At 48.1% G+C, this 19454-nt stretch carries 23 protein-coding genes; 11 read left to right on the top strand and 12 right to left on the bottom strand.

Features of this window, described 5'->3' with window-relative positions; all coding sequences use genetic code 11:
* The first annotated feature begins 227 nt into the window (after positions 1-227).
* From lafA to VME0621_RS24140, 10 genes are all read left to right on the top strand, one after another.
* Entirely contained in the window at positions 228-1094 is an 867-nt protein-coding gene (gene lafA / locus VME0621_RS24185) for a lateral flagellin LafA (RefSeq protein ID WP_062462601.1), read from the top strand.
* A 457-nt stretch (positions 1095-1551) separates the two neighbouring features.
* On the top strand, positions 1552-2889 hold the full coding sequence (fliD, locus tag VME0621_RS24180) for a flagellar filament capping protein FliD (protein WP_038228700.1): 1338 nt from the start codon (positions 1552-1554) through the stop codon (positions 2887-2889).
* An 18-nt stretch (positions 2890-2907) separates the two neighbouring features.
* Entirely contained in the window at positions 2908-3294 is a 387-nt protein-coding gene (gene fliS, locus VME0621_RS24175; RefSeq protein WP_006072145.1) for a flagellar export chaperone FliS, read from the top strand.
* Positions 3278-3589: a hypothetical protein gene (locus VME0621_RS24170; RefSeq protein ID WP_006072143.1), complete on the top strand. Its 312-nt coding sequence runs from the start codon at positions 3278-3280 to the stop codon at positions 3587-3589. The genes fliS and VME0621_RS24170 overlap by 17 nt, the downstream gene beginning before the upstream one ends.
* A 4-nt stretch (positions 3590-3593) precedes the next feature.
* Positions 3594-4643 (top strand): flagellar hook-length control protein FliK, encoded by a 1050-nt coding sequence (locus tag VME0621_RS24165; RefSeq protein ID WP_062462603.1) that lies wholly within the window; start codon positions 3594-3596, stop codon positions 4641-4643.
* A 34-nt stretch (positions 4644-4677) separates the two neighbouring features.
* Entirely contained in the window at positions 4678-5166 is a 489-nt protein-coding gene (locus tag VME0621_RS24160; protein ID WP_006072139.1) for a flagellar basal body-associated FliL family protein, read from the top strand.
* A 9-nt stretch (positions 5167-5175) separates the two neighbouring features.
* On the top strand, positions 5176-5904 hold the full coding sequence (locus VME0621_RS24155) for a FliA/WhiG family RNA polymerase sigma factor (RefSeq protein WP_006072137.1): 729 nt from the start codon (positions 5176-5178) through the stop codon (positions 5902-5904).
* Positions 5905-5913: 9 nt separating this feature from the next.
* The gene (motA, locus tag VME0621_RS24150; protein ID WP_006072135.1) at positions 5914-6771 is read left to right on the top strand and encodes a flagellar motor stator protein MotA; all 858 of its coding nucleotides are present in this window, start codon (positions 5914-5916) and stop codon (positions 6769-6771) included.
* Complete coding sequence (locus tag VME0621_RS24145; RefSeq protein WP_006072134.1) at positions 6771-7760, top strand: flagellar motor protein MotB; 990 nt, start codon at positions 6771-6773, stop codon at positions 7758-7760. The genes motA and VME0621_RS24145 overlap by 1 nt, the downstream gene beginning before the upstream one ends.
* A 90-nt stretch (positions 7761-7850) precedes the next feature.
* Positions 7851-8144, top strand: coding sequence for a hypothetical protein (locus VME0621_RS24140; protein ID WP_006072133.1), 294 nt, complete (start codon positions 7851-7853; stop codon positions 8142-8144).
* A 294-nt stretch (positions 8145-8438) separates the two neighbouring features.
* On the opposite strand, the gene VME0621_RS24135 is transcribed toward VME0621_RS24140, so the two are convergent.
* Genes VME0621_RS24135 through flgB form a run of 12 tightly spaced genes read right to left on the bottom strand, consistent with a single transcriptional unit; the run spans position 8439 to position 18475 of the window.
* Positions 8439-9476: a hypothetical protein gene (locus tag VME0621_RS24135; protein WP_062462606.1), complete on the bottom strand. Its 1038-nt coding sequence runs from the start codon at positions 9474-9476 to the stop codon at positions 8439-8441.
* 31 nt (positions 9477-9507) lie between these two features.
* The gene (gene flgL, locus VME0621_RS24130) at positions 9508-10407 is read right to left on the bottom strand and encodes a flagellar hook-associated protein FlgL (RefSeq protein WP_006072129.1); all 900 of its coding nucleotides are present in this window, start codon (positions 10405-10407) and stop codon (positions 9508-9510) included.
* A 9-nt stretch (positions 10408-10416) separates the two neighbouring features.
* Complete coding sequence (gene flgK, locus VME0621_RS24125) at positions 10417-11790, bottom strand: flagellar hook-associated protein FlgK (RefSeq protein ID WP_006072127.1); 1374 nt, start codon at positions 11788-11790, stop codon at positions 10417-10419.
* A 2-nt stretch (positions 11791-11792) separates the two neighbouring features.
* Positions 11793-12347, bottom strand: a complete 555-nt coding sequence (locus VME0621_RS24120) for a rod-binding protein (protein ID WP_062462608.1) — start codon at positions 12345-12347, stop codon at positions 11793-11795.
* A 9-nt stretch (positions 12348-12356) separates the two neighbouring features.
* Positions 12357-13478, bottom strand: coding sequence for a flagellar basal body P-ring protein FlgI (locus tag VME0621_RS24115; RefSeq protein ID WP_006072123.1), 1122 nt, complete (start codon positions 13476-13478; stop codon positions 12357-12359).
* Positions 13478-14152 carry a flagellar basal body L-ring protein FlgH gene (gene flgH, locus VME0621_RS24110; protein WP_006072121.1) on the bottom strand — a complete coding sequence of 225 codons (675 nt, stop codon included), beginning with the start codon at positions 14150-14152 and terminating at the stop codon, positions 13478-13480. Before flgH ends, VME0621_RS24115 begins: the two co-directional genes overlap by 1 nt.
* A 40-nt stretch (positions 14153-14192) precedes the next feature.
* Positions 14193-14978 carry a flagellar basal-body rod protein FlgG gene (gene flgG, locus VME0621_RS24105; protein WP_006072118.1) on the bottom strand — a complete coding sequence of 262 codons (786 nt, stop codon included), beginning with the start codon at positions 14976-14978 and terminating at the stop codon, positions 14193-14195.
* 23 nt (positions 14979-15001) lie between these two features.
* Positions 15002-15733, bottom strand: a complete 732-nt coding sequence (locus tag VME0621_RS24100) for a flagellar basal body rod protein FlgF (RefSeq protein WP_006072116.1) — start codon at positions 15731-15733, stop codon at positions 15002-15004.
* 10 nt (positions 15734-15743) lie between these two features.
* Complete coding sequence (gene flgE / locus VME0621_RS24095) at positions 15744-16940, bottom strand: flagellar hook protein FlgE (protein ID WP_062462610.1); 1197 nt, start codon at positions 16938-16940, stop codon at positions 15744-15746.
* Positions 16941-16998: 58 nt separating this feature from the next.
* Positions 16999-17676, bottom strand: coding sequence for a flagellar hook assembly protein FlgD (gene flgD / locus VME0621_RS24090; RefSeq protein ID WP_006072112.1), 678 nt, complete (start codon positions 17674-17676; stop codon positions 16999-17001).
* Positions 17676-18110 carry a flagellar basal body rod protein FlgC gene (gene flgC, locus VME0621_RS24085; RefSeq protein ID WP_006072110.1) on the bottom strand — a complete coding sequence of 145 codons (435 nt, stop codon included), beginning with the start codon at positions 18108-18110 and terminating at the stop codon, positions 17676-17678. Before flgC ends, flgD begins: the two co-directional genes overlap by 1 nt.
* A 2-nt stretch (positions 18111-18112) precedes the next feature.
* Complete coding sequence (gene flgB / locus VME0621_RS24080; RefSeq protein ID WP_006072109.1) at positions 18113-18475, bottom strand: flagellar basal body rod protein FlgB; 363 nt, start codon at positions 18473-18475, stop codon at positions 18113-18115.
* A 76-nt stretch (positions 18476-18551) separates the two neighbouring features.
* On the opposite strand from flgB, the gene flgA reads away from it, so the two are divergent.
* The gene (gene flgA, locus VME0621_RS24075) at positions 18552-19331 is read left to right on the top strand and encodes a flagellar basal body P-ring formation chaperone FlgA (RefSeq protein ID WP_065311749.1); all 780 of its coding nucleotides are present in this window, start codon (positions 18552-18554) and stop codon (positions 19329-19331) included.
* The last annotated feature ends 123 nt before the right edge of the window (positions 19332-19454 follow it).

Genomic DNA, 19454 nt, shown 5'->3' with positions numbered 1-19454 from the left:
TTTAAACCACATCGGCGCCTCTCCTTTCACTCTTTCTAGATAAAAAGAGAGGCCAACCTCCCTAACAAAATCGCTATTTTTCGGAATAAACCTCACACTTTCCCACCCAAAATCAGTAATTTCCAAGTTTTTTTCATTTTCTAATTAATCCTAGAAATTAACCGACCGCCTCTTGTTAGTGAGCGGGGCGAATGTCCCACATTGATATAGATTCAAGGAGAATGACAATGGCTTTATCGATGCACACTAACTACGCTTCGCTAGTTACACAAAACACACTGAACAACACAAACGGTCTGCTAAACACAGCAATGGAGCGTTTGAGCACAGGTTACCGCATTAACTCTGCAGCAGATGATGCAGCAGGTCTTCAAATCTCTACTCGTTTAGAATCTCAAACTCGCGGTATGAACGTTGCGATGCGTAATGCACAAGACGGTATCTCAATGATGCAAACTGCTGAAGGTGCGATGGACGAGATGACAAACATCGTTTACCGCATGAATGACCTAGCAACTCAGGCATCAAACGGTTCTGCTTCTACTGCTGACAAAACTGCACTGAACAAAGAATTCCAACAGCTTAACGAAGAGCTAGTGAACATCATGGATTCAACTAACTTCGGTGGCCAGAAGCTGTTTAACACTACAGGTTTTGCGGCGGGTGCAGTTAACCTACAAATCGGTACTAATGCTGGTGAGAAACTAGCAGTTGACGTATCTACAGACATCACAGCGCTAAACACAGCAATCGGTGCAGCTGGTGGCTTTGCTCTGGGTGATATCTCGACAGAGGCTGGTGCTCAGACTGCACTTACTACTCTAACAGGTGCAACAGGTGACGCAGGTCTTCTTGCTGATATCGGTACTACACGTTCAAGCTTTGGTGCGAACATCAACCGTCTAGAGCACACCATCGTTAACCTTGGCAACATGGTTGAGAACACATCGGCTGCGAAAGGTCGTATCACTGACGCTGACTTCGCTGTTGAGTCTTCAAACATGACGAAGAACCAAATGCTAATGCAAGCGGGTACAACAGTTCTATCGCAAACTAACCAGCTACCTGGTATGGCGATGTCACTACTTCGCTAATAAAGCAAGCATCCTTAATAATTGGTGCGGTGATCGCTACCAGCCAACCGCATCGGTTATTTTTGGATATGATGAATTTTCCTTCGTTAACTATTCATCCGTCCTTTTAGCCTCCTTCGGGAGGTTTTTTCATTACTAGGTCGTGCTTGATGGGATGTGAAGAGATGAGAACAGAACCAACTCTGAACCCAGATCTCATATTGCCACTTATCTTATCACCAACGATTAATACCTCTCACCATCAAGTCGCCTTAACCCTCTGAGTAATAGGCAGTTTACTGGTGGAAAAGCGGAACTAGCACAATGGAAACCCCGCTTCCGCCCACGAGACAAAATTAGCCTAACCAATTGAATTTTAATGTTTTAAATCATGGCATATATCTTGATTTAACCCACTAAGAATACTGTGCTGTCCATCCCTATTGCACGGCGAGCAGCAAAACTAAGGAGCACTCCAATGAGTTCGTTTGACCCAATCACTATGGCGACCAACCTTGCCACTTATGATGTGCAGCCATTTCAGCAGCGCTACCAAATGCAAGCGGATAAGTATCAGGCTCAAATTACTGCGCTAGGTAAAGTGGAATCGGCATTGCGTGAGTTCCGCACTGCCGTAACCAACATGAACAGCAGCAGCTCGAACATCATTAAGAATACAGCAACGGTTTCACAAGAGGGTTTCCTTTCTGCGACGGCCAATGCCAGTGCCATGGCGGGCAGCTATCAAGTGTTTGTGGAACAAGTTGCCACCGCACACCAACTCTCAACGGGTATGCCAGCCGACCTAGATGCCAACACTGAGATTCCAACAACAGGCACGCTTGATTTAACAGTTGACGGTAAAACCCTATCACTCGATCTATCAACAGTTGATACCGACGGCGATGGCAAAGCAACCATGGCCGATCTGGTTTCCGCTATTAATAATGACCCTGATAACCCAGGCGTCAATGCCACTCTGGTTCGTTCCAATGGTCAGACGCACTTTATGTTATCAAGTACTGAAACGGGTGTTGCCAATAGCGTAAACGTGTCAGCTTCAGGCACTGGGGCAACATGGTTTGAAGATGCCTTTACTAACACCAGCGACATCAGTACACCACAAGATGCCGTCATTTGGTTAGGTGCTGAAGGTAGCGGCCTAAAACTGACCAACAGTAGCAATACCTTTACTGGCGTTATTGATGGTGTTGACCTAACGGTTAGCAAGGCGCAGGTCTCGGGAGAGCAACCGCTAACGCTGACCATTGGTGCCGATGATGAAGCAACAAAAGAACAAGTTAACGCCTTCATTGACGCTTACAACACTCTGATGTCTACCATGGACGAATACACCGGTATCGGCGGGGAAGATAAAGCACGTGGCGTGTTAGCGAGTGACCCAACACTTCGCTCTATTGAAAGCCAACTCACCAGCATTATTCGTGGTGAATACAACGGAATGCGCCTAAGTGAAGTAGGTATTGAGATTGATCGCAGCGGCAAGATGACACTGGATGCTACCAAGTTCGAAGAGGCGCAGAAAAATAACAGTGCCGCGCTAGAAGCCATGTTTAACGGCGACGGTAATCTTCTGGATTCCATCGACACCATGGTTGACCCATTTTTAAAGTCGACCACCGGTCTTTTCAAAACCCGTAAAGACTCCTTACAACAGAACATTTCGCGCATTGACGACAAACAAGCAACGTTAGAGCGCAAGTACGACATGGCGTACAGCCGCTACCTCAAACAATTCACTCAAATGAACACCTTAATGACACAAATGAACCAAACCATGAGCATGTTTGGTTAGGGCTAGGAGTACAAAATTATGCTAATGGATTCAGGCTACGACTCATATCAGCAGGTCGATTTAGATGCCCAAGCAGCAGCCGCAAACCCACATCAACTAGTGGTGATGCTGATCGACGGTTTACTTAATGAAATTGAACGTGTGCGCGGTCATATAGGCGCAGGGCGCTTAGCCGAAAAGGGTGATGGTATCAGCAAGTGTATGAACATTCTTGTCGGCCTAGATAGCGCACTTGATGATGAAAATGGTGGCGAAATCGCCGAGAACTTGCACCAACTTTATGACTTCTGCCAAATCGAACTCTATCAAGCCAGTATTCACAATGACGTGGAAAAACTCGCCAGTGTAGAGCGTGTGATGGGCAATATCAGAGAAGGATGGTTGAATTTTGGCAATCAAGCATAAGGTGTCCCCTGAGCGATTCCGACACCTCAGTAAACTTATTGAAATCGCGACAAAAACGGAAGATTGGCACGCACTAAAACGCTACGACGTACAGCTTCGTGAGCTTTTGGACACCCATAGACCTTACTTAAAGGACCCTAGGTTAGCACCCGAAATTCGCCACGCTAGACAGACTCATTTAGCGGCATACGAAGCGTTGTCCGTTGCAACCAGTGAACTCAAAAAACGCCTCCACAGTGTGAGCGAGGAAAAAGAGCGAACAGTGGCTTATCAACTTGCGATGACATTGGAGTAACCCCATGCTAACCATGACCAATATTCAAAGTGGTGACAGTTCGGCGCGTGTTAGTGATGGTTCATCAAACCAGAGCATTAATGCAGCAAGTACCTCATCACCTAAGGACGCTGCTGTCCCTTTTGGCCAGCTCGTTAAAGCGCCAAAACAACACGATCAATCCGTGGTTGATGACCCTTTGTTAACCAACGGGGCAGATAATGCTGACGAAAATGCTGTGCACGCTACACTTGCGACACTGATTACCGAGCCAGAGTTGCCTCAAGGTTCTGCCGTTGCAACAAGCCAAACACCTGCAACCTCACTGCAGCAACAAGCTTCCGAGCTACTTAGTCAGTTTGTGGTCAACGCCAATACACGCCATTCCGCGGCACCTCAAGTTGAGGCACATGTCGCTCACCCATCAATAGCGATAGGTAAAGAAAGCTCAACACGTAACTCGGTCAACCCGGCTCTGCTGGTGACACAAGCAGCGCCAGACAACGCCGTCTCTCGCCCCATTAATGCAGAGATAGCTAACTCACTAACAAACTTAAGTAGCCAGGTAGTGCCAGCCCAACAAACTCAAGGTCACCAGACTACTCCTGCGCCAGTATCTACCACACCTTCCACAACAGAATGGGCACCGGTTCGAGTGGACACTCAAGCAGGTAAATGGGGGGAGCAAATGCTGCAGGTGCTCAACGACCGAGTCACTCTACAAGCTCAACAAAACTTGCAAGAGGCTCGGATCAGATTAGATCCGCCTGATCTTGGCAAATTGGATCTTATGGTTCGTGTTGAAGGCGATCGCTTAAGTGTGCAAATCAATGCCAATGCCGCTGCTACACGCGAGGCATTAATGCAGGTCTCAGAACGTCTTCGATTTGAACTGCAAAATCAGAACTTTATGCATGTTGACGTTCAGGTCGGTACTGGAGAAGGCCAACACGAATCACCGCAGCATAGTCAGGAGGAAGAGTCGACGGTTCTCGCCTCTCGTCGCTTTGATGATGACTCTTCATTTCAATCCACCTTTACCACTGCTGAACACTGGCTCAGTACGCAAGCCTAGTGCTATGCACTAAGTACCTCATAGGAAATAAATTATGACTAAACCGCAACTCTTCGCCATGTTCATCGCCATGATAGTGACCAGTGCCTTGGTCTCTGCTGCTACTGTGTTTGGTGCAGCCTGGTATTTAAAGCAAGCGGGCGATGACCGCAGCATGATTGAAGACACTCCACTGTCGTTTTTGACCCAAGACAACCAAAGTAGCCAAGGCCCAAGCTTTCAATCATTGGACAAGGTAGTACTGAGTGTCAGAGGCAAGAAGCAAACTCACTTTGTAATGATCGAGCTAGCGGTAGAGACTCGCCGCCCAGATCGACTGCAGAACATCAATGACTACATGCCCATTGTCCGCAATGCCATGCTCAACTTGTTCAGCCAAAAAACTTATGAAGACCTTCATGGCGAACAAGCCCTTGCATCGCTACAGGACGAAGTAAAAAACACTGTGATGATGGCGTTTGCTAAAACTGAGGTGATACGCGATATCGACGATGTACTGCTTACCAAGTACGTCGTGCAGTAGAGGCCGCCTATGTTGGATATGAATTACACGGACAGTTATGGTGTCGCCGACGAAGTGAATTCGCCAACGACACCCATTGATGAAAATCGTCTTCTGAGCCAACACCAGATTTTGGTGAAACGAGTGGTCAATCAACTGCGTAACCATGCTACGACCCATTGCAGCATCGAAGACATGCAGCAAATAGGATTAATAGGGTTACTGGAAGCAGGGCGTCGCTATGGCAATATCGATGACCCCAACTTCCCTGCATTTGCTGTGTGTCGTATTCGAGGCTCTATTTTGGATGAGCTACGCCGACTTGATTGGCGTTCACGTAAAACACGCCAGCAAGCGCATGAGCTCAACGATATCACCCGCGATCTCACCAAAGCACTGAAACGAATGCCGACGGAGCAAGAGATCATTAAAGCCCTCGGCACCGATCAAGCGGATTATCACACTCGGCTCAGCGCCTCAATGGCTGGCGAGATGCAAAGTCTCGATCAGTTGATAGAAAAAGGGCTGGAAGGCCAGGTAGATAGTGCCTATGAAGGCATGAGCCATGAGCATATTCGCCGCAGTCTAGAGGTCGCTCTCGCAAAATTGCCAAAACGAGAACAACTGCTGATGACACTGTTTTATCAGCACGAACTCAACCTACATGAAATTGCCTTGGTACTCGAACTGACACCACCACGGATCTGTCAGCTCCACAAACAAGCGCTAAAACAACTCAACCAATTACTATCTTCTTAGGAGTCACATATGCAAAAGTTTATGGGCGCGATCATTATTCTGATGTGTGTCTTCGGCGGTTACGTTTGGGCCGGGGGAAGCATGATGGCCATTTGGCAGCCAGCCGAATTTCTGATCATCATCGGTGCCACAGTCGGCTCATTGATCATAGGTAACCCTCCGCAAGTCTTGAAAGAAATGCGCAGCCAGCTTCGCTCTATTATGTCACCTCACAAGGACGAGCAAGCGTTCTACATGGAATTAATGGCATTACTACAAGTCTTGTTAGAAACCGTTCGCAGTGGTGGCTTCAAAGCACTCGATAAACACATCGAGAACCCGGAACAAAGCCCGATTTTCAACCGTTACCCACTGGTTAGCCGTGATTATCGTCTTGTTTCTTTCATTACCGACAATTTGCGTTTAATGGCAATGGGACAAATGTCGCCTCATGAATTAGAGGGATTACTAGAGCAAGAGATTGAAGCGATTGAATCAGACCTGCTGCTTCCATCTCGCTCAATGCAACGTACGGCAGAAGCTCTACCCGGTTTTGGGATATTGGCAGCCGTTGGCGGGATCATCATCACCATGCAAGCTATTGATGGTTCCATTGCCTTGATTGGCTATCACGTCGCCGCCGCTCTAGTAGGTACATTTTTAGGTATTTTTGGTTGTTACTGCTGTTTAGACCCAGCCAGTAATGCCATGGCTCAACGCGTTAAGCGTGATATGTCAGCCTTCGACTGCATCCGCGCGACACTGGTCGCCTATGTAGCGAAAAAGCCGACGTTGCTCGCGATTGATGCTGGCCGCAAACACATTCAGCTCGACATCAAACCAACCTTTAATCAAATGGAGAGGTGGCTAGCTGAACAGGAGGGATAATGCAAAAACAAGAGCAAGTCGTCTTTAAGCGTTCAGGGCGCCGCCATGACCATGAGTACCATGGCGGTGCTTGGAAAGTCGCCTTAGCCGACTTTATGATCGCGTTAATGGCTCTGTTCCTCGTGTTATGGGTAATGCAAGTGGTCGACAAAGAAGAGCGCAAAGCAATTGTCGCCCACCTACAAATGGCCAGTGTTTTTGATAAGAGCACTGGCAGCCTTTTCGATACTTCACAAAGTATCTCCCCTATTGATCTTGCCTCCGACTCATCGGTGACCAGCCGTCATGACTCAGTGCATACCGTGACCTCTTTTTTCCAGGGTGATCGCGATGGACCAGAGTCGGACTCGCTGATCAACGGCACCTTTGATACCCAAGAGCGCTTAGAAGCCTTGGCGAAAGTGGTCAATGAAATGATGCGCCAGATTAATGCTGATGGGAACGTTGACGTCACGGTCACCCCACAAGGCTTAAGAATCGTGCTGCAAGATGACTACAAACAAAACATGTTCCGACGAGGAGGTTCAACACTTACCCCTTTCTTTGAAGACCTGTTATTGGCATTAGCACCGGTATTCCAGCGTGTTGAAAACCCGATGATCATCAGCGGACACACCGACGCAACGCAATACCGCAAAGCGTTCAGTAGCTCCTCGAACTGGGAACTGTCCTCGTCTCGAGCCAATAGCGCCCGACAAACCTTGGTCGCTGGCGGAATGCCTGAGCAAAGAGTGCTACAAGTCACCGGAATGTCTGACCGAGCGCTGCTCAATCAACAGGATCCTAAATCGAGTGAGAACCGCCGTATTGAACTGTTTATCTTGACCACTCCAGCTGCCGAAGTGATCAGCACCTTATTTGGCGAACAGCCGACTAACGAGGTCGAAAAGGCACGTGAGAAGGCTCAGTTTAATCAACCTGTGTTCCGAACCGATACCATTCGCTTTGAGTCGGAAGGCACCTCTTCCGTCGAGCCACAAGCACTTTAGCTTGCGCGCTTAATCAGGTGTTCTATGCTTAGGTAGAACACCTAAATATGCTAATAATTTCTTATTGATTTCATTGAAGTAGAGCGTGTTATGCGTCAAACTCATCCTCACATTGCAGACAGCAAATCTGACCCGCTTCAAAAAGCATTTTTGTGGCTGATCATTATTGATTACGCGTTGCTTGCTCTGTTTTTAAGTCAGTTATCCACGCTGTCTTTAAAAGGAGGAACGGGGATCAGCTTGCTGCTCGTGGTCTATAACGGCCTACTGACTTTCCTCTGCTTCCGCCGAACCAATAAGCGCGACGCCTACATCATCTACCCCACTCTTTCAGCGACGCTGTTAGCGTTTATCTGCTTTTTGTATTTTTTCTTTTTGGTGTGACTTGAACCCTATTTAGTAAGTCATTTACTTCAGGTGTCATCCCCCCAAAAAAACGTTCATCATTCCCTTGAAAAAGGGAATCTCATACAGTACATATCAAAACCAAATAACATGACTTACTTTTAATTTTCAGTCATCTACGCGATTTATAAATTCTTCGTTGTCACGAAGATGACCATCTATTTGAGATTGCAGGAGAGAGGATGCCGCCGTGACGATTTTTCTTTTCACGGGCAGCTGAAAATCCTCACATCCGTGAGGAGAATGATTTGTTTCCGAGGTTTTTCGAAGGGATTATTTAAGCAATGCAACTACAGTATGACGACGAACATTCGCTTGTGCGTTGAGGGCTTTAAATGTAGTAGTGAAGTCTTGAGAGAGCTGAGTGAAGTCATTGAGCTTTTGGGCAACTTGTTCTGAAGATGGCACATTAGACTGGCTTTGAATGCGCGTCATTTGGGTATTCAATTGAGATTGAAATTGTCTGGCTTCGTTTAAGCTTACTTGTGCTTGCTGTAGATGTTGATTGACCTTAGCAATGGACTGTTTGATGCCATCTCGAGACGCTAAGTCGAATTTTAACTCCGCCATGCCATCAGGCTCAGCTTGAATATTGAATGCGTTCGCTTGTCCGGCAGGGAAACGGTGTCCTTGCCCAGTAACCAGCACTTGTTGCTGCATGGCCGCATAAGCAGATTCATGAACATCAAACAAAATGCTGCCATCCTGCGATAAAGAGGCACGCATACCCATGGGGATTAAGCTGCGATCGAGCTGTTTCACCGTTCGAACACCATCAGATTGGCCATCAAACTGCAATACAACCGAACCGCCACTTGGGAAATCCAGTCGAATTTGCTCAGCTCTTTCGCTCATACGATGGACATTGAGTCCTGGAATAGAAAAACGACGCACATCGGCGGTATCGAGTTTAAGATTAAGCTCATTATCCACCACTCGCTTGCCATCAAACCGCGCTTGATTCAATGTCGCTTCAATCGTGGCTTTAGAGCGTGCTAACGAATCAGGCATGTTACTGTTAACACCATGCGAAAGCGCTTGGGTCAGTTGGCGTTTAACTTGGGTAAGCTCTTTACCGACTCCTTGCAGCGCCTTAGTAGCAATCTGCACTGAAGTAGCGTGTTGCTGACCTTGTGTAAGCAACACGCCTGAAAGTGAATAAGCTGACGTAATGTCAGCTTGAGGTCTTAGCAGGCGCTTTGACAGTGAGGTACTGGTATCAGTGGACGCTTGTGAGGGCGCGATACTGGCCGCTTCTTGCCCTGTTAGCTTGATACTATGCGGTCTAACTTCAACCGTACTTACTGCCATAACACCTTTCCTTGTTAACTAATTCTTAGACCTAAATACGGTCGAAAAGCGAGAGATCGTTAATTTTTACATAGCTAGCTTGAGTTGCTTGTAATGCTGCCATGTAGTTGCTGAGACGAACGGATGCTTCACCATAATCCAACGCAGAAATATCACTGGTCACTTTATCAACGAATAGCTTGTTTTCACCGTGTGCGCCATCCATCAAATCAAGGTTATTGTGGCGACCACCGATCTCTGTCATCGCCCCAAGCACGTTACCCAAGGTATCATCTATGGCGTTCAGGCTAGCATCAACTTCAGCTTGGAAATTTGGACTCGGGTTCTTAAATTCGACAATCAACGCATCGATTTGATTAAGTACGTTGTTTCCTCCGCCAAGCTCAAGAATATCCTTGGCCGTCATGTTCGACTCCATGGTGACGCCTTTTGCAACCGTCACCACTCGCTTATCGCTGTTACCATCCACGACATAACCTGCCCCAGAGTTTGACAGTGCTGGCGTATCAGTTTTGGTGCCTGAGAACAAATAGTGGCCTTCTTCATCCTGAGCATTAAACGAAGACTCAATGGAATCACGTAGACTTTCCAGCTCGGTGATCATGCCGTCGCGGTCTTCGTCCGTTAGCGTGCCATTAGAACCCCACAGCACCAATTCACGCATACTTTTTAAACTCTCATTGACCGAATCAAGATAAACCTCTTGGCTTGATAGCGTGGTTTTCACATTAGCAATATTGCGTTGATATTGATTAATTGCGCTGCCTTCACGGTCGAGGTTCAACAACTGAATCGAGGCCATTGGGTCATCAGACAATTTAGTTAGCCGATCACCGGTCGCCATTTGTTGTAGCACTTTGCCAAGCCCGGCATTATTGGTCTGCAAGCTTTGCAGCATCATCTGGCTAAATTGAGTATCACTGATTCTCATACTAACTCCTTAAAATAACTGCAAAACGGAATCAAACAGCTGGTTAGCCGTACTGATCACCTTCATATTGGCATTGTGCGCATTGGCAAAGGTCATTAGGTTCGCCGCTTCTTCATCACTATTAACGGCACTGACGTTATCGCGCGCTGCCACCGACTGTTCAAACATTGACTGTTTCGCTTGGTAATCTGAATCCGCTTGGCGGGCTTTGATTGCCGTTTCTCCGACCATCGCAGTAAACGCGTCATTCAGCGACAGGGAACCAAAGCCAGTAATGGTCACTGGTTTGTTACTGATGGCAATCAAGTCCTTGAGGTTATCACTGTTACCTGGGTTACCATCGCTCGAAAATGCTAACTCATCCGACTTAATATCCGTGATAGTTAAGCTGGCAGCTGGGTTAGCTGGGTCATAGCTAAATAAGGCTTTACCCGCATTGCCATTAAGATCCTGACCTGCTGCCAAGACCGCATTCACTTCATCCGCCAAGCTACGCGCCATATCATCAATGGCGTCTTGATAGGGTTTGAGTACATCCACTTGATAGTCATGAAGTGAGCCCAACTTACCGCCAAGGTCACCTTTAGCCGCAAAGGTTTGATTGCCAAACTCAATATGGATGTCGGCAAGATATGGATCGCTTGGGTCAGGAATCGCTTTAATCACACTGGCATCGCTGCCCATAACTAAAGGCTGCCCTGAAGCCAATGAGACTTGAATACTGCCATCCGCTTGATCGGTGGTCTTCACTTCCATCACTTTGGAAAGTTCTCCCACAAGCGCATCACGCGTGTCCATCAACTGCGCAGGGTTACCACCCGTGCCTTGCATTTCAACAATTTGCTTATTCACTTCCGCGATATTGGACATCAAGCTATTTGCATGAGAAATGGCGGCGTTACGCTGGTCATGTACATCTTTATGTTGATTGTGCAGCGATTCGGTCAAAGTATTGAAGCGGCGAGCTAAGGCCTCCGACTCATTAATCACCTGTTGACGCAGTGGGGTTGATTCAGGCTTTGTCGTTGCATCGTTCAGTGCTGCAAATAGAGAATCTAAGCCCGCTGATAAGCTAAAGCCATCAGCCCCTAACATGTTTTCCAACTGACTCATGGCGCTGGTATAACCCGATGCGTAGTTAGCGGCACTGGCCGTTGACCACGTTTGCTTCACCAAATATTGATCGGTCACTCGGCGAATACTGGTCACTTCCACCCCCATTCCGGGGTTGGTTTTATCGTATTTCCCCCCAGCCAACGACGCCATCACCGCTTGCTGACGGCTGTATCCCGGCGTATTAATATTGGCGACGTTTTGAGCGGTCACATCCAATGCCACTCGGTTGGCATTCATGCCTGAAAGCGCAATATTGACGAGGTTCATAACTAGAGCTCCGTTGTTCTAATAAGAGGCTGAGAAAACGCCATGGTCGTGGCCGCCTCGCTTGGGGACTGAATAGTGAAGGCGACGGAATGATCGATGCCATTAATCACATCGTCACTGTGAAGCGAAGCTGTTGTGCTAACCTGTGAAGTTGCTTCCATATCGTTAGCCGACCCTAGGGTGCGTGTTAAGCTAGGGTCGAACTGCACCTCGAGGTTCGAGGCTGATGCTTGAGTAGGGCTTAGCTGTTTCACCAGCATATCGGCAATCCCAGAATTCTGCTTTTTGGCAAGTTCGATAGCCAATTGTCCATCATGCATATCTCGAAACACGCCATGTTGCTGCGACGAGAAAGGGCTGTCTTCATCGGCCAGTACGTCACTACTGCTGCGCATTTGGCGCAGTACCATTTGCAAGAACATGGCTTCGAACTGCCCTGCGACTTCTTTTAGTGCACCTTGCTCATCGGCACTGTGTTTAATGTTGGTCAGAGCGGCATTGTCGTGATAGAGCATGCTATTAATTCTCGTGCTGTCATTCATCGCGTCTATTTTCATCACACTCTCCTAGATCACTACCAACTCAGCATTGAGCGCACCCGCTTCATGCAAGGCCTGTAGAATGGACATCAAATCGGTTGGGGTTGCCCCTAAGCTGTTGACGGCATTCACAATGGTGTTGAGCTCTGTCCCTTCAGGCCAGATCACCATTTGCGCTTGGTCTTCACTGATATCAATTTTCGATTGATCGACCACAACCGTGTCACCGTCAGCGAAAGCATTCGGTTGGCTCACTTGTTGAGACTCAGTAATCGATACCGTTAGGTTGCCATGGCTTACCGCTGCTTCTGTCACTTTTACGTTTTGTCCTACGACAACCGTGCCGGTACGCGAGTTAAAGACGATTCGAGCAGGTTTGCGTCCCTCTACAACACTCATTTCTTCTAGCATCGACATCATGGTCACACGCTGCTGAGTATCTTTTGGCGCGCGCATATCGACACGCACTTTGTTGATGGCAATGGCCACATCTGGACCAAACGTACCATTGATTTCACGAGCGATATTTTTTGCCGTGGTGAAGCTGGCTTTACGCAGATTCAACGTGATTTGAGAACGAGAGTTAAAGTCCGACGGGATCTCACGTTCCAAGGTTGCGCCATTAGGCACTCGTCCCGCGGTGGGCGTATTTACTGCGATTTTAGAACCGCTGCGTCCTTCAGCAGACACTCCTCCAACCACCACATTACCCTGAGCGACTGCATAGACTTCACCATCCACACCTCGCAATGGCGTTAAGAGTAACGTGCCTCCACGTAAACTTTTGGCATCACCAATTGACGAGACCACTATATCCAACATTTGCCCTGGGCCTGCCATCGGGTCCACCGAAGCAGTGACACTCACCGAGGCGACGTTACGCAATTTTGGATTCGCATCATCACCGATTTGTACCCCAAATTGGCGCAGCATATTGGTGATAGACTGAGCGGTAAACTTCACTTGGTTTCGGTCACCTTGGCCGTCGAGACCCACAACCAAACCATAACCAACAAGCTGGTTAGTGCGCACACCCTGTACGTCCACCAGATCCATAATTGGGATTTCTACCTCGGCTCTGGCTGATGACATCATACCGAGAGCAAATGCCAGTAGAATTGAAGTAAAGAAATAGCGTTGTTGAGTCATTAGAACGGCATCCATGGGCTGGTAAAGAACTGAGTGAGCCAACCAGCAGAGTTGCTGTCAGCTAAAGCACCACGTCCAGAGTAGGTGATGCGCGCATCCCCTATGCGATGAGAAAACACTTGGTTGTAACGGTCTACATCGTCGGCACGAATAATGCCCGTGACGCGAATAAATTCATCGCCTTGGTTAAGACGAATCCATTTCTCACCGCTAATTTTGAGTACGCCATTGGGCATCACTTCATGTACCGTGACCGTAATAGCGCCTTCTAACTTATTACCTTGGGAGCTAGCGGCACTGCCATCAAAAGCTCGGCTGCCATTAAGACCCACCGCCGTCTCGTCAAAGGTGTTTCCACCAACGGTTGCCGCACCAAAATCCACTTTAGACGTCTTGCCGAATTTGGTATCCGCTTTCTTGCTCGATTGCGTTTCTTCCACCAGCAAAATCGTCAGTACATCACCCACTCGGTACGCTCGACGGTCTTGGAATAAGGTTAAGTTATATTGATGGCGATAGAGGCTTCCTCCCGTTGCTTGTGGCAGCGCGTAATTGAGCTCAGGCGGTGCATACTTTTGTTCATCCGGCTCTGGTGGTACAAACTCTGGTCGAGCTGCACAGCCAGTAAGCACGAGTAGCCCAATTACCACTCCCCAGCGAGAAAGCCATTTCATACCACTTATCCCTTTTCCGTTAATTCCCAACTTTACTAACCTACACCGCTTGTGCGACGAACTTCAGCATGTCATCGGCAGCCGAGACCACCTTGGCGTTCATTTCATAAGCGCGTTGGGTGGTGATCATATCGACCATCTCTTCCACTACTTGCACGTTTGAGCCTTCTAATGCGCCTTGCTTGATACTGCCCGCCCCTTCTTCACCGGCAATCAGCTCTTCTGCTTGCCCACTGGCTTCGGTCTCTTTAAACAAGTTGCCGCCAATGGCTTCTAGACCTGCTGGGTTAACAAATTTCGCTAGGGTGATTTGTCCTAGATCCTGTGGCGCAGGACCGTCTGCCGTGGTCGCAGTCACCGTGCCATCAACACCAACAGAGAGTGTCAAAGCGTTATCGGGAATCTGAATTTGAGGCTCCAATGGCAAACCTTGGCTGTTTACCATCAGACCTTCTGAATTGACATGGAACTGACCATTTCGGGTATACATGATCTGGCCATCAGAGTTTTCAATCTGGAAAAAGCCTTGTCCCATCACAGCTAGGTCTAGGTCTTGCCCTGTGTTTTGCGCGCTGCCTTGAGTAAAGACTTTTTGAGTGCCCACCACACGCACACCACTACCTAACTGAACCCCAGTCGGTAGTTGGTTCACTTGGTCGACTTGCGCGCCTGGCTGGCGCTGAATGCTATAAAATAAGTCTTCAAACACCACTCGATCGCGTTTGAAGCCTACGGTATTAACGTTGGCAAGGTTATTGGAAATCGCCGTCATTTTTGTATCTTGGGCGGCCATCCCTGTTTTACTGACCCATAATGCTGAATGCATGGTTTACTCCTTGGCGCGAGCGATTAGCTCGCACTCATTAATTTGTTGCCGGATTGCGCAAGGGTTTCCGCCGTTTTCATCATGCGGATTTGCATCTCAAAGTTTCTGGTAAGTGACATAACGCTAAGCAGCTCATCAATGGCTGACACGTTACTACCTTCGATATGTTCCGGGGCAAGGTTTACCGTTGGATCAGCGGCAAAAGGTTGGCCATCAAGGCTATGCAGCAAACTGTCGCTTTCCTTTTGCAGTTGATTCATATCCGGTTTGACCAACTTCAATGTGCCTACTTCCACTTCGGCACCACCGCCTGGAGGAATCACCGAAACACGACCACGTTCACTGATCTCTACCTTTTGGAACTCAGGCAGTACCATCGGGCCATTATCACCAACCACGGCAAAACCATTGATGCTCATCGCACCCAGTTCATCGACTTTGATGTTACCGGCACGAGTGTATGCCTCATTGCCGGTAGGGGTTTGTACACTGATGTAGCCTTCACCCATGATGGCAATGTCTAGCGCTCGGCCCGTTTTCACCACATCGCCAGCATCAAAGCGTGTCGCTGCCGAGTTGGTGACCACCATAGTGCGGCCATCAAAACCAGAACCTTGTAGGGGAATGCTTTTAACGCGTTCCATATCGGCGCGAAAACCTGCAGTGTCCGCGTTCGATAAGTTGTTGGAGCGAACGTGTTGCGCTTTGAGTACTCGGCTCGCCCCTGTGGTTGCTGTGAATAACAAGCTATCCATGCTCTACACCTTATACTGCGTTAAACAGAGCTTGAGTGAGCTTGTCAGACGTTGAGATGGTTTTGGCGTTAGCTTGATAGTTGCGCTGTGCTGTCATCAAGTTCACAAGCTCAGAGGTCAGGTCAACGTTCGAGCCTTCTAATGCACCCGGCGTTAGGTCACCTAACACACCAGAGCCCGGGGTACCCATGACTGGCGCCCCTGAGCCATAGCTTTGAGTCCATGCGGTACCATTGGTTTTCGCAAGCCCTTGAGGGTTGGCAAAGTTGGCTAACACCACTTGTCCTTGCAGTTGAGATTGACCGTTGGTGTAGGTCGCAAACACCATACCGTTATCTTCAACGCGCACGCCTGCTAATTCACCAGAGGTGTAACCGTTGGGATTGTTGGTACTCACACCAAATGCCGCGCCAAACTGAGTGCTGCCTTCAAGGCTAATATCGATGCTCATGGCATTCGCACCTGCCGCCGGAAACGCAACGTTAAAGCTGCCCGTTGGTGAGGCTAGTGTGCCATCCGGATTGAAGGTCACCGGAACCGTTTGTGCTGGCGTACTACCACCGTCAACCTGAACATTCACTTCCCAAGTATTGTCTGCAGTCTTAGTGAAGTACTGAGTCACCGTATGCGAGTTGCCTAAGGAGTCATAAACTTTGGAGGTATATGATGAGTTGAAAGAATCTGGGTCTGCTGGGTCAAAAGGATTCACCGTTTGATCGACCACTTTTGAGCTGGCGTCAAAGTTAGCCACAAAGTCCAACTTATCAGTCGCTTGTGCTGCTAGTGATGAAGTACTGATCTTCAGATCACCCACTGAACCCGTCAGTAGATTATTGTTGCTATCAACACCATAACCTTGCAGTTTCGCTCCCGTATTACCAACTACATAGTTGTCTTTATCGGTACCAAATACGCCCGCACGGGTATACAGCGTTTGCCCCATATGGTCTTTAGTGACGAAGAAGCCATTACCATTGATGGCCAAGTCCATAGCACGACCTGTTCCCGAAACCGAACCGTTCTTGTCAAAGTTTTGCGAGATGGATGCGACTTCTACCCCTCCGGCTTGCATACCGTTATACACCGCAGAGAATTCTGTGCGCGCTTCTTTAAAACCGTAAGTCGATGCGTTAGCGATATTGTGGCTGATGGTATTAAGCTGAGTGTTAGTAGCGTCCAAGCCACTTAATGCGATATCAAAGCTCATAATGTCCTCTAATTCTGATAATGTGTCTCAGCACGTTGTTGTGCGATGAGCGTAGGCGCTAGGCACCAAACTGACTGATTTGATAGAAAGGCACGTTGCCAACACCAGCGATATTCACCATGGCTGCGCCTCCGTTACTTGGAATTCGTACTTGCTTCACTTCACCGGCAAGTAATAAGTTAGGGTCTGCCTGACCTTCTTGAACCTCTACCGATAGCGAGTACTTACCGGGCTTAAGACCCAACTCTTCAGGGTTGATTGAAAAATCCACGTCTCCCGCAGGGTGTGCGCCAAGCGGTACTTTGGTTTTCTGACCGAACTCGTCTTCTACAACTAAGGTCACTTGATTGGATGAATGCGCCAGCTCAACGCGGCCGTTTTGTATCCCGTCCGATAACTCCACTTCATTACCACTGACATACACGGTTTGCCCCACTAGCCCTGCCGTTGAAAGCACCTGCATGTTATCCAGCAGTACCATACTGTTTTGCATCAGCATCGACATATTCTCGGTACTCTGTACCTGTGAGAACTGTGCTAATTGGCTGACATACTCAGTGCCGTCTAGTGGGTTCAGTGGGTCTTGGTTTTGAATCTGCGCCACCATCAAGGTGATAAACTCATTTTGCAGTGACGTTGCGCTGTTCATGTCTTGTGGGTTGGCCGCGATACCAGCATTACTTTGACTCGCAACCGGCGTGTCCGTATCCAGAGCGGTAAATTGCGCGATACTCATTAGCGTCCTTCTCCTAGTCTCAACAAACCTTGCTGCATGCTTTTCACATTAGCCAGCACTTCAACGTTGGTTTCAAAGCTGCGAGTTGCCGACATCATATCGGCCATTTCCGCCACCACATCAACACCTGGGTAGTACACATAGCCTTCTTCATTTGCCAGCGGGTTGTTGGGCTCAAAACGCTGATCGGCTTTGGCGTCACTTTGCACCACATCAACAATGCGCACTTCCGCATTCGGATACACATTTTGTCCTGCGGCAAGTTGAGTTTGACTGTATACCGTGGCAAATACTGGCTTTAACGCTTTGTAAGCATCATCTGGGTTAGCCGACACGGCATCAGCGTTTGCCAAGTTACTTGCCACCGTGTTCAATCGCACAGTTTGCGCCGTCATCGCAGAGCCTGCGATGGAATAGATATCAGTGAATGACATGATTAGCGTCCCTCTATCGCTTTAGCCAAACCACTGAATTTCATATTCATAAAGGTCAGACTGGTTTGGAAATCCATGTTGTTTTGGGTGAACTTGGCTTGCTCTACACCGAGCTCAACGGTATTGCCGTCTTTACTGTTTTGGTAAGGCACTGAGTATTGCGTCGCAATGTCCAATTTTGGTGTTGGCGTATGCACACCATTTGGATTGGCTTGCTTCATCACGGTGGTAAAACTCAAGTCTTTGGCTAGGTATCCAGGGGTATCGACATTTGCTAAGTTACTAGCAAGCACCTTGGTACGCTGAACCCGAAAGTTGAGTGCTTGTGGGTGAACCCCCAATGCACTATCAAAACTGATTGCCATGTCTCTTGTCCTTAAATGGGCGAAGTACCAAGGGAAATAACAAGATATGTGCCAATTTTTTTATAAAACAAAAACAATGACTTACATATTTATCAGGAAATGGAACTTCCGTTTTACGGAAGCAAGACGTGGGATGAGGAAGTGGCTAGGAAGTGCTTTTTTGCTGCTGCTAACTTTACCTTCACAGGCCGAAACTCAGCAAAAAATGACGCCACAAGACGTGGAAGTGGCAGTACAACAGTCTGTCTTGGCGGAGATCGAGCGCACCGCCCAGAGACAAAACTGGCAGCACTACGAGACCAATCTGGTGATGTTCGTTCCAGAGTCAGCAAAACATTTAGCGAAATGCCAAGCACCACTGATTATCACAAGCCGAGATAGTCAGGCACTGCCTGTAGGCAACTTAAGACGCAGTGTGCAATGCCAAGATGGTCACAACGATTGGCGCATCAACACCAGCGCCAAAGTGACCTTATCGCTGCCTGTCGCCGTCGCCAGTCAAACATTAAATCGAGATACTCAGATCACCGCAGCATCGGTACAACTGGAAACTCGCACTCTCAATCGCGCCGTTCATTTCGTTGCCGATTTATCACAAATCATTGGCAACCAAGTCTCTCGCCGTATGCGAACAGGGCAAATCATTGATGCCAGCTTCGTGGTCAAGCCTCCGCTCGTCGAGAAGGGCAATGAAGTCGTCATCATTGCAGCAAAAGGAAAATTCAATGCCAGCACGAAAGGCATTGCGTTGGAAACAGGTGGAGCAGGTGAGCAAATCGAGGTGCAAAATAGCCAATCAAAGAAAGTAATTAGAGCTGTTGTCTCTGGACTCAATCAAGTGCATACGCAATTTTAATCTTATCCAGGCCTAATGCTCACAACTCAACCCATAAGCTCCGTCAATATATACCGTCATTCATATTGTAAATTGCGATATTCGTTCAAAAATCCAACCACCCCCTTCTATTTAGGCGAGCTA

The organism is Vibrio mediterranei (genome assembly GCF_900088415.1).
GTDB classification, from domain to species: domain Bacteria; phylum Pseudomonadota; class Gammaproteobacteria; order Enterobacterales; family Vibrionaceae; genus Vibrio; species Vibrio mediterranei.
Note: the sequence above shows the minus strand (reverse complement) of the source record. Positions and strands in the feature narration are given on the sequence as shown.

Excerpts from the sequence above, each read along its gene's own strand:
- lafA (WP_062462601.1), top strand. The coding sequence starts at position 228 with ATGGCTTTATCGATGCACACTAACTACGCTTCGCTAGTTACACAAAAC.
- fliD (WP_038228700.1), top strand. The coding sequence starts at position 1,552 with ATGAGTTCGTTTGACCCAATCACTATGGCGACCAACCTTGCCACTTAT.
- fliS (WP_006072145.1), top strand. The coding sequence starts at position 2,908 with ATGCTAATGGATTCAGGCTACGACTCATATCAGCAGGTCGATTTAGAT.
- VME0621_RS24165 (WP_062462603.1), top strand. The coding sequence starts at position 3,594 with ATGCTAACCATGACCAATATTCAAAGTGGTGACAGTTCGGCGCGTGTT.
- VME0621_RS24160 (WP_006072139.1), top strand. The coding sequence starts at position 4,678 with ATGACTAAACCGCAACTCTTCGCCATGTTCATCGCCATGATAGTGACC.
- VME0621_RS24155 (WP_006072137.1), top strand. The coding sequence starts at position 5,176 with ATGTTGGATATGAATTACACGGACAGTTATGGTGTCGCCGACGAAGTG.
- motA (WP_006072135.1), top strand. The coding sequence starts at position 5,914 with ATGCAAAAGTTTATGGGCGCGATCATTATTCTGATGTGTGTCTTCGGC.
- VME0621_RS24145 (WP_006072134.1), top strand. The coding sequence starts at position 6,771 with ATGCAAAAACAAGAGCAAGTCGTCTTTAAGCGTTCAGGGCGCCGCCAT.
- VME0621_RS24140 (WP_006072133.1), top strand. The coding sequence starts at position 7,851 with ATGCGTCAAACTCATCCTCACATTGCAGACAGCAAATCTGACCCGCTT.
- VME0621_RS24135 (WP_062462606.1), bottom strand. The coding sequence starts at position 9,476 with ATGGCAGTAAGTACGGTTGAAGTTAGACCGCATAGTATCAAGCTAACA.
- flgL (WP_006072129.1), bottom strand. The coding sequence starts at position 10,407 with ATGAGAATCAGTGATACTCAATTTAGCCAGATGATGCTGCAAAGCTTG.
- flgK (WP_006072127.1), bottom strand. The coding sequence starts at position 11,790 with ATGAACCTCGTCAATATTGCGCTTTCAGGCATGAATGCCAACCGAGTG.
- VME0621_RS24120 (WP_062462608.1), bottom strand. The coding sequence starts at position 12,347 with ATGAAAATAGACGCGATGAATGACAGCACGAGAATTAATAGCATGCTC.
- VME0621_RS24115 (WP_006072123.1), bottom strand. The coding sequence starts at position 13,478 with ATGACTCAACAACGCTATTTCTTTACTTCAATTCTACTGGCATTTGCT.
- flgH (WP_006072121.1), bottom strand. The coding sequence starts at position 14,152 with ATGAAATGGCTTTCTCGCTGGGGAGTGGTAATTGGGCTACTCGTGCTT.
- flgG (WP_006072118.1), bottom strand. The coding sequence starts at position 14,978 with ATGCATTCAGCATTATGGGTCAGTAAAACAGGGATGGCCGCCCAAGAT.
- VME0621_RS24100 (WP_006072116.1), bottom strand. The coding sequence starts at position 15,733 with ATGGATAGCTTGTTATTCACAGCAACCACAGGGGCGAGCCGAGTACTC.
- flgE (WP_062462610.1), bottom strand. The coding sequence starts at position 16,940 with ATGAGCTTTGATATCGCATTAAGTGGCTTGGACGCTACTAACACTCAG.
- flgD (WP_006072112.1), bottom strand. The coding sequence starts at position 17,676 with ATGAGTATCGCGCAATTTACCGCTCTGGATACGGACACGCCGGTTGCG.
- flgC (WP_006072110.1), bottom strand. The coding sequence starts at position 18,110 with ATGTCATTCACTGATATCTATTCCATCGCAGGCTCTGCGATGACGGCG.
- flgB (WP_006072109.1), bottom strand. The coding sequence starts at position 18,475 with ATGGCAATCAGTTTTGATAGTGCATTGGGGGTTCACCCACAAGCACTC.
- flgA (WP_065311749.1), top strand. The coding sequence starts at position 18,552 with ATGACTTACATATTTATCAGGAAATGGAACTTCCGTTTTACGGAAGCA.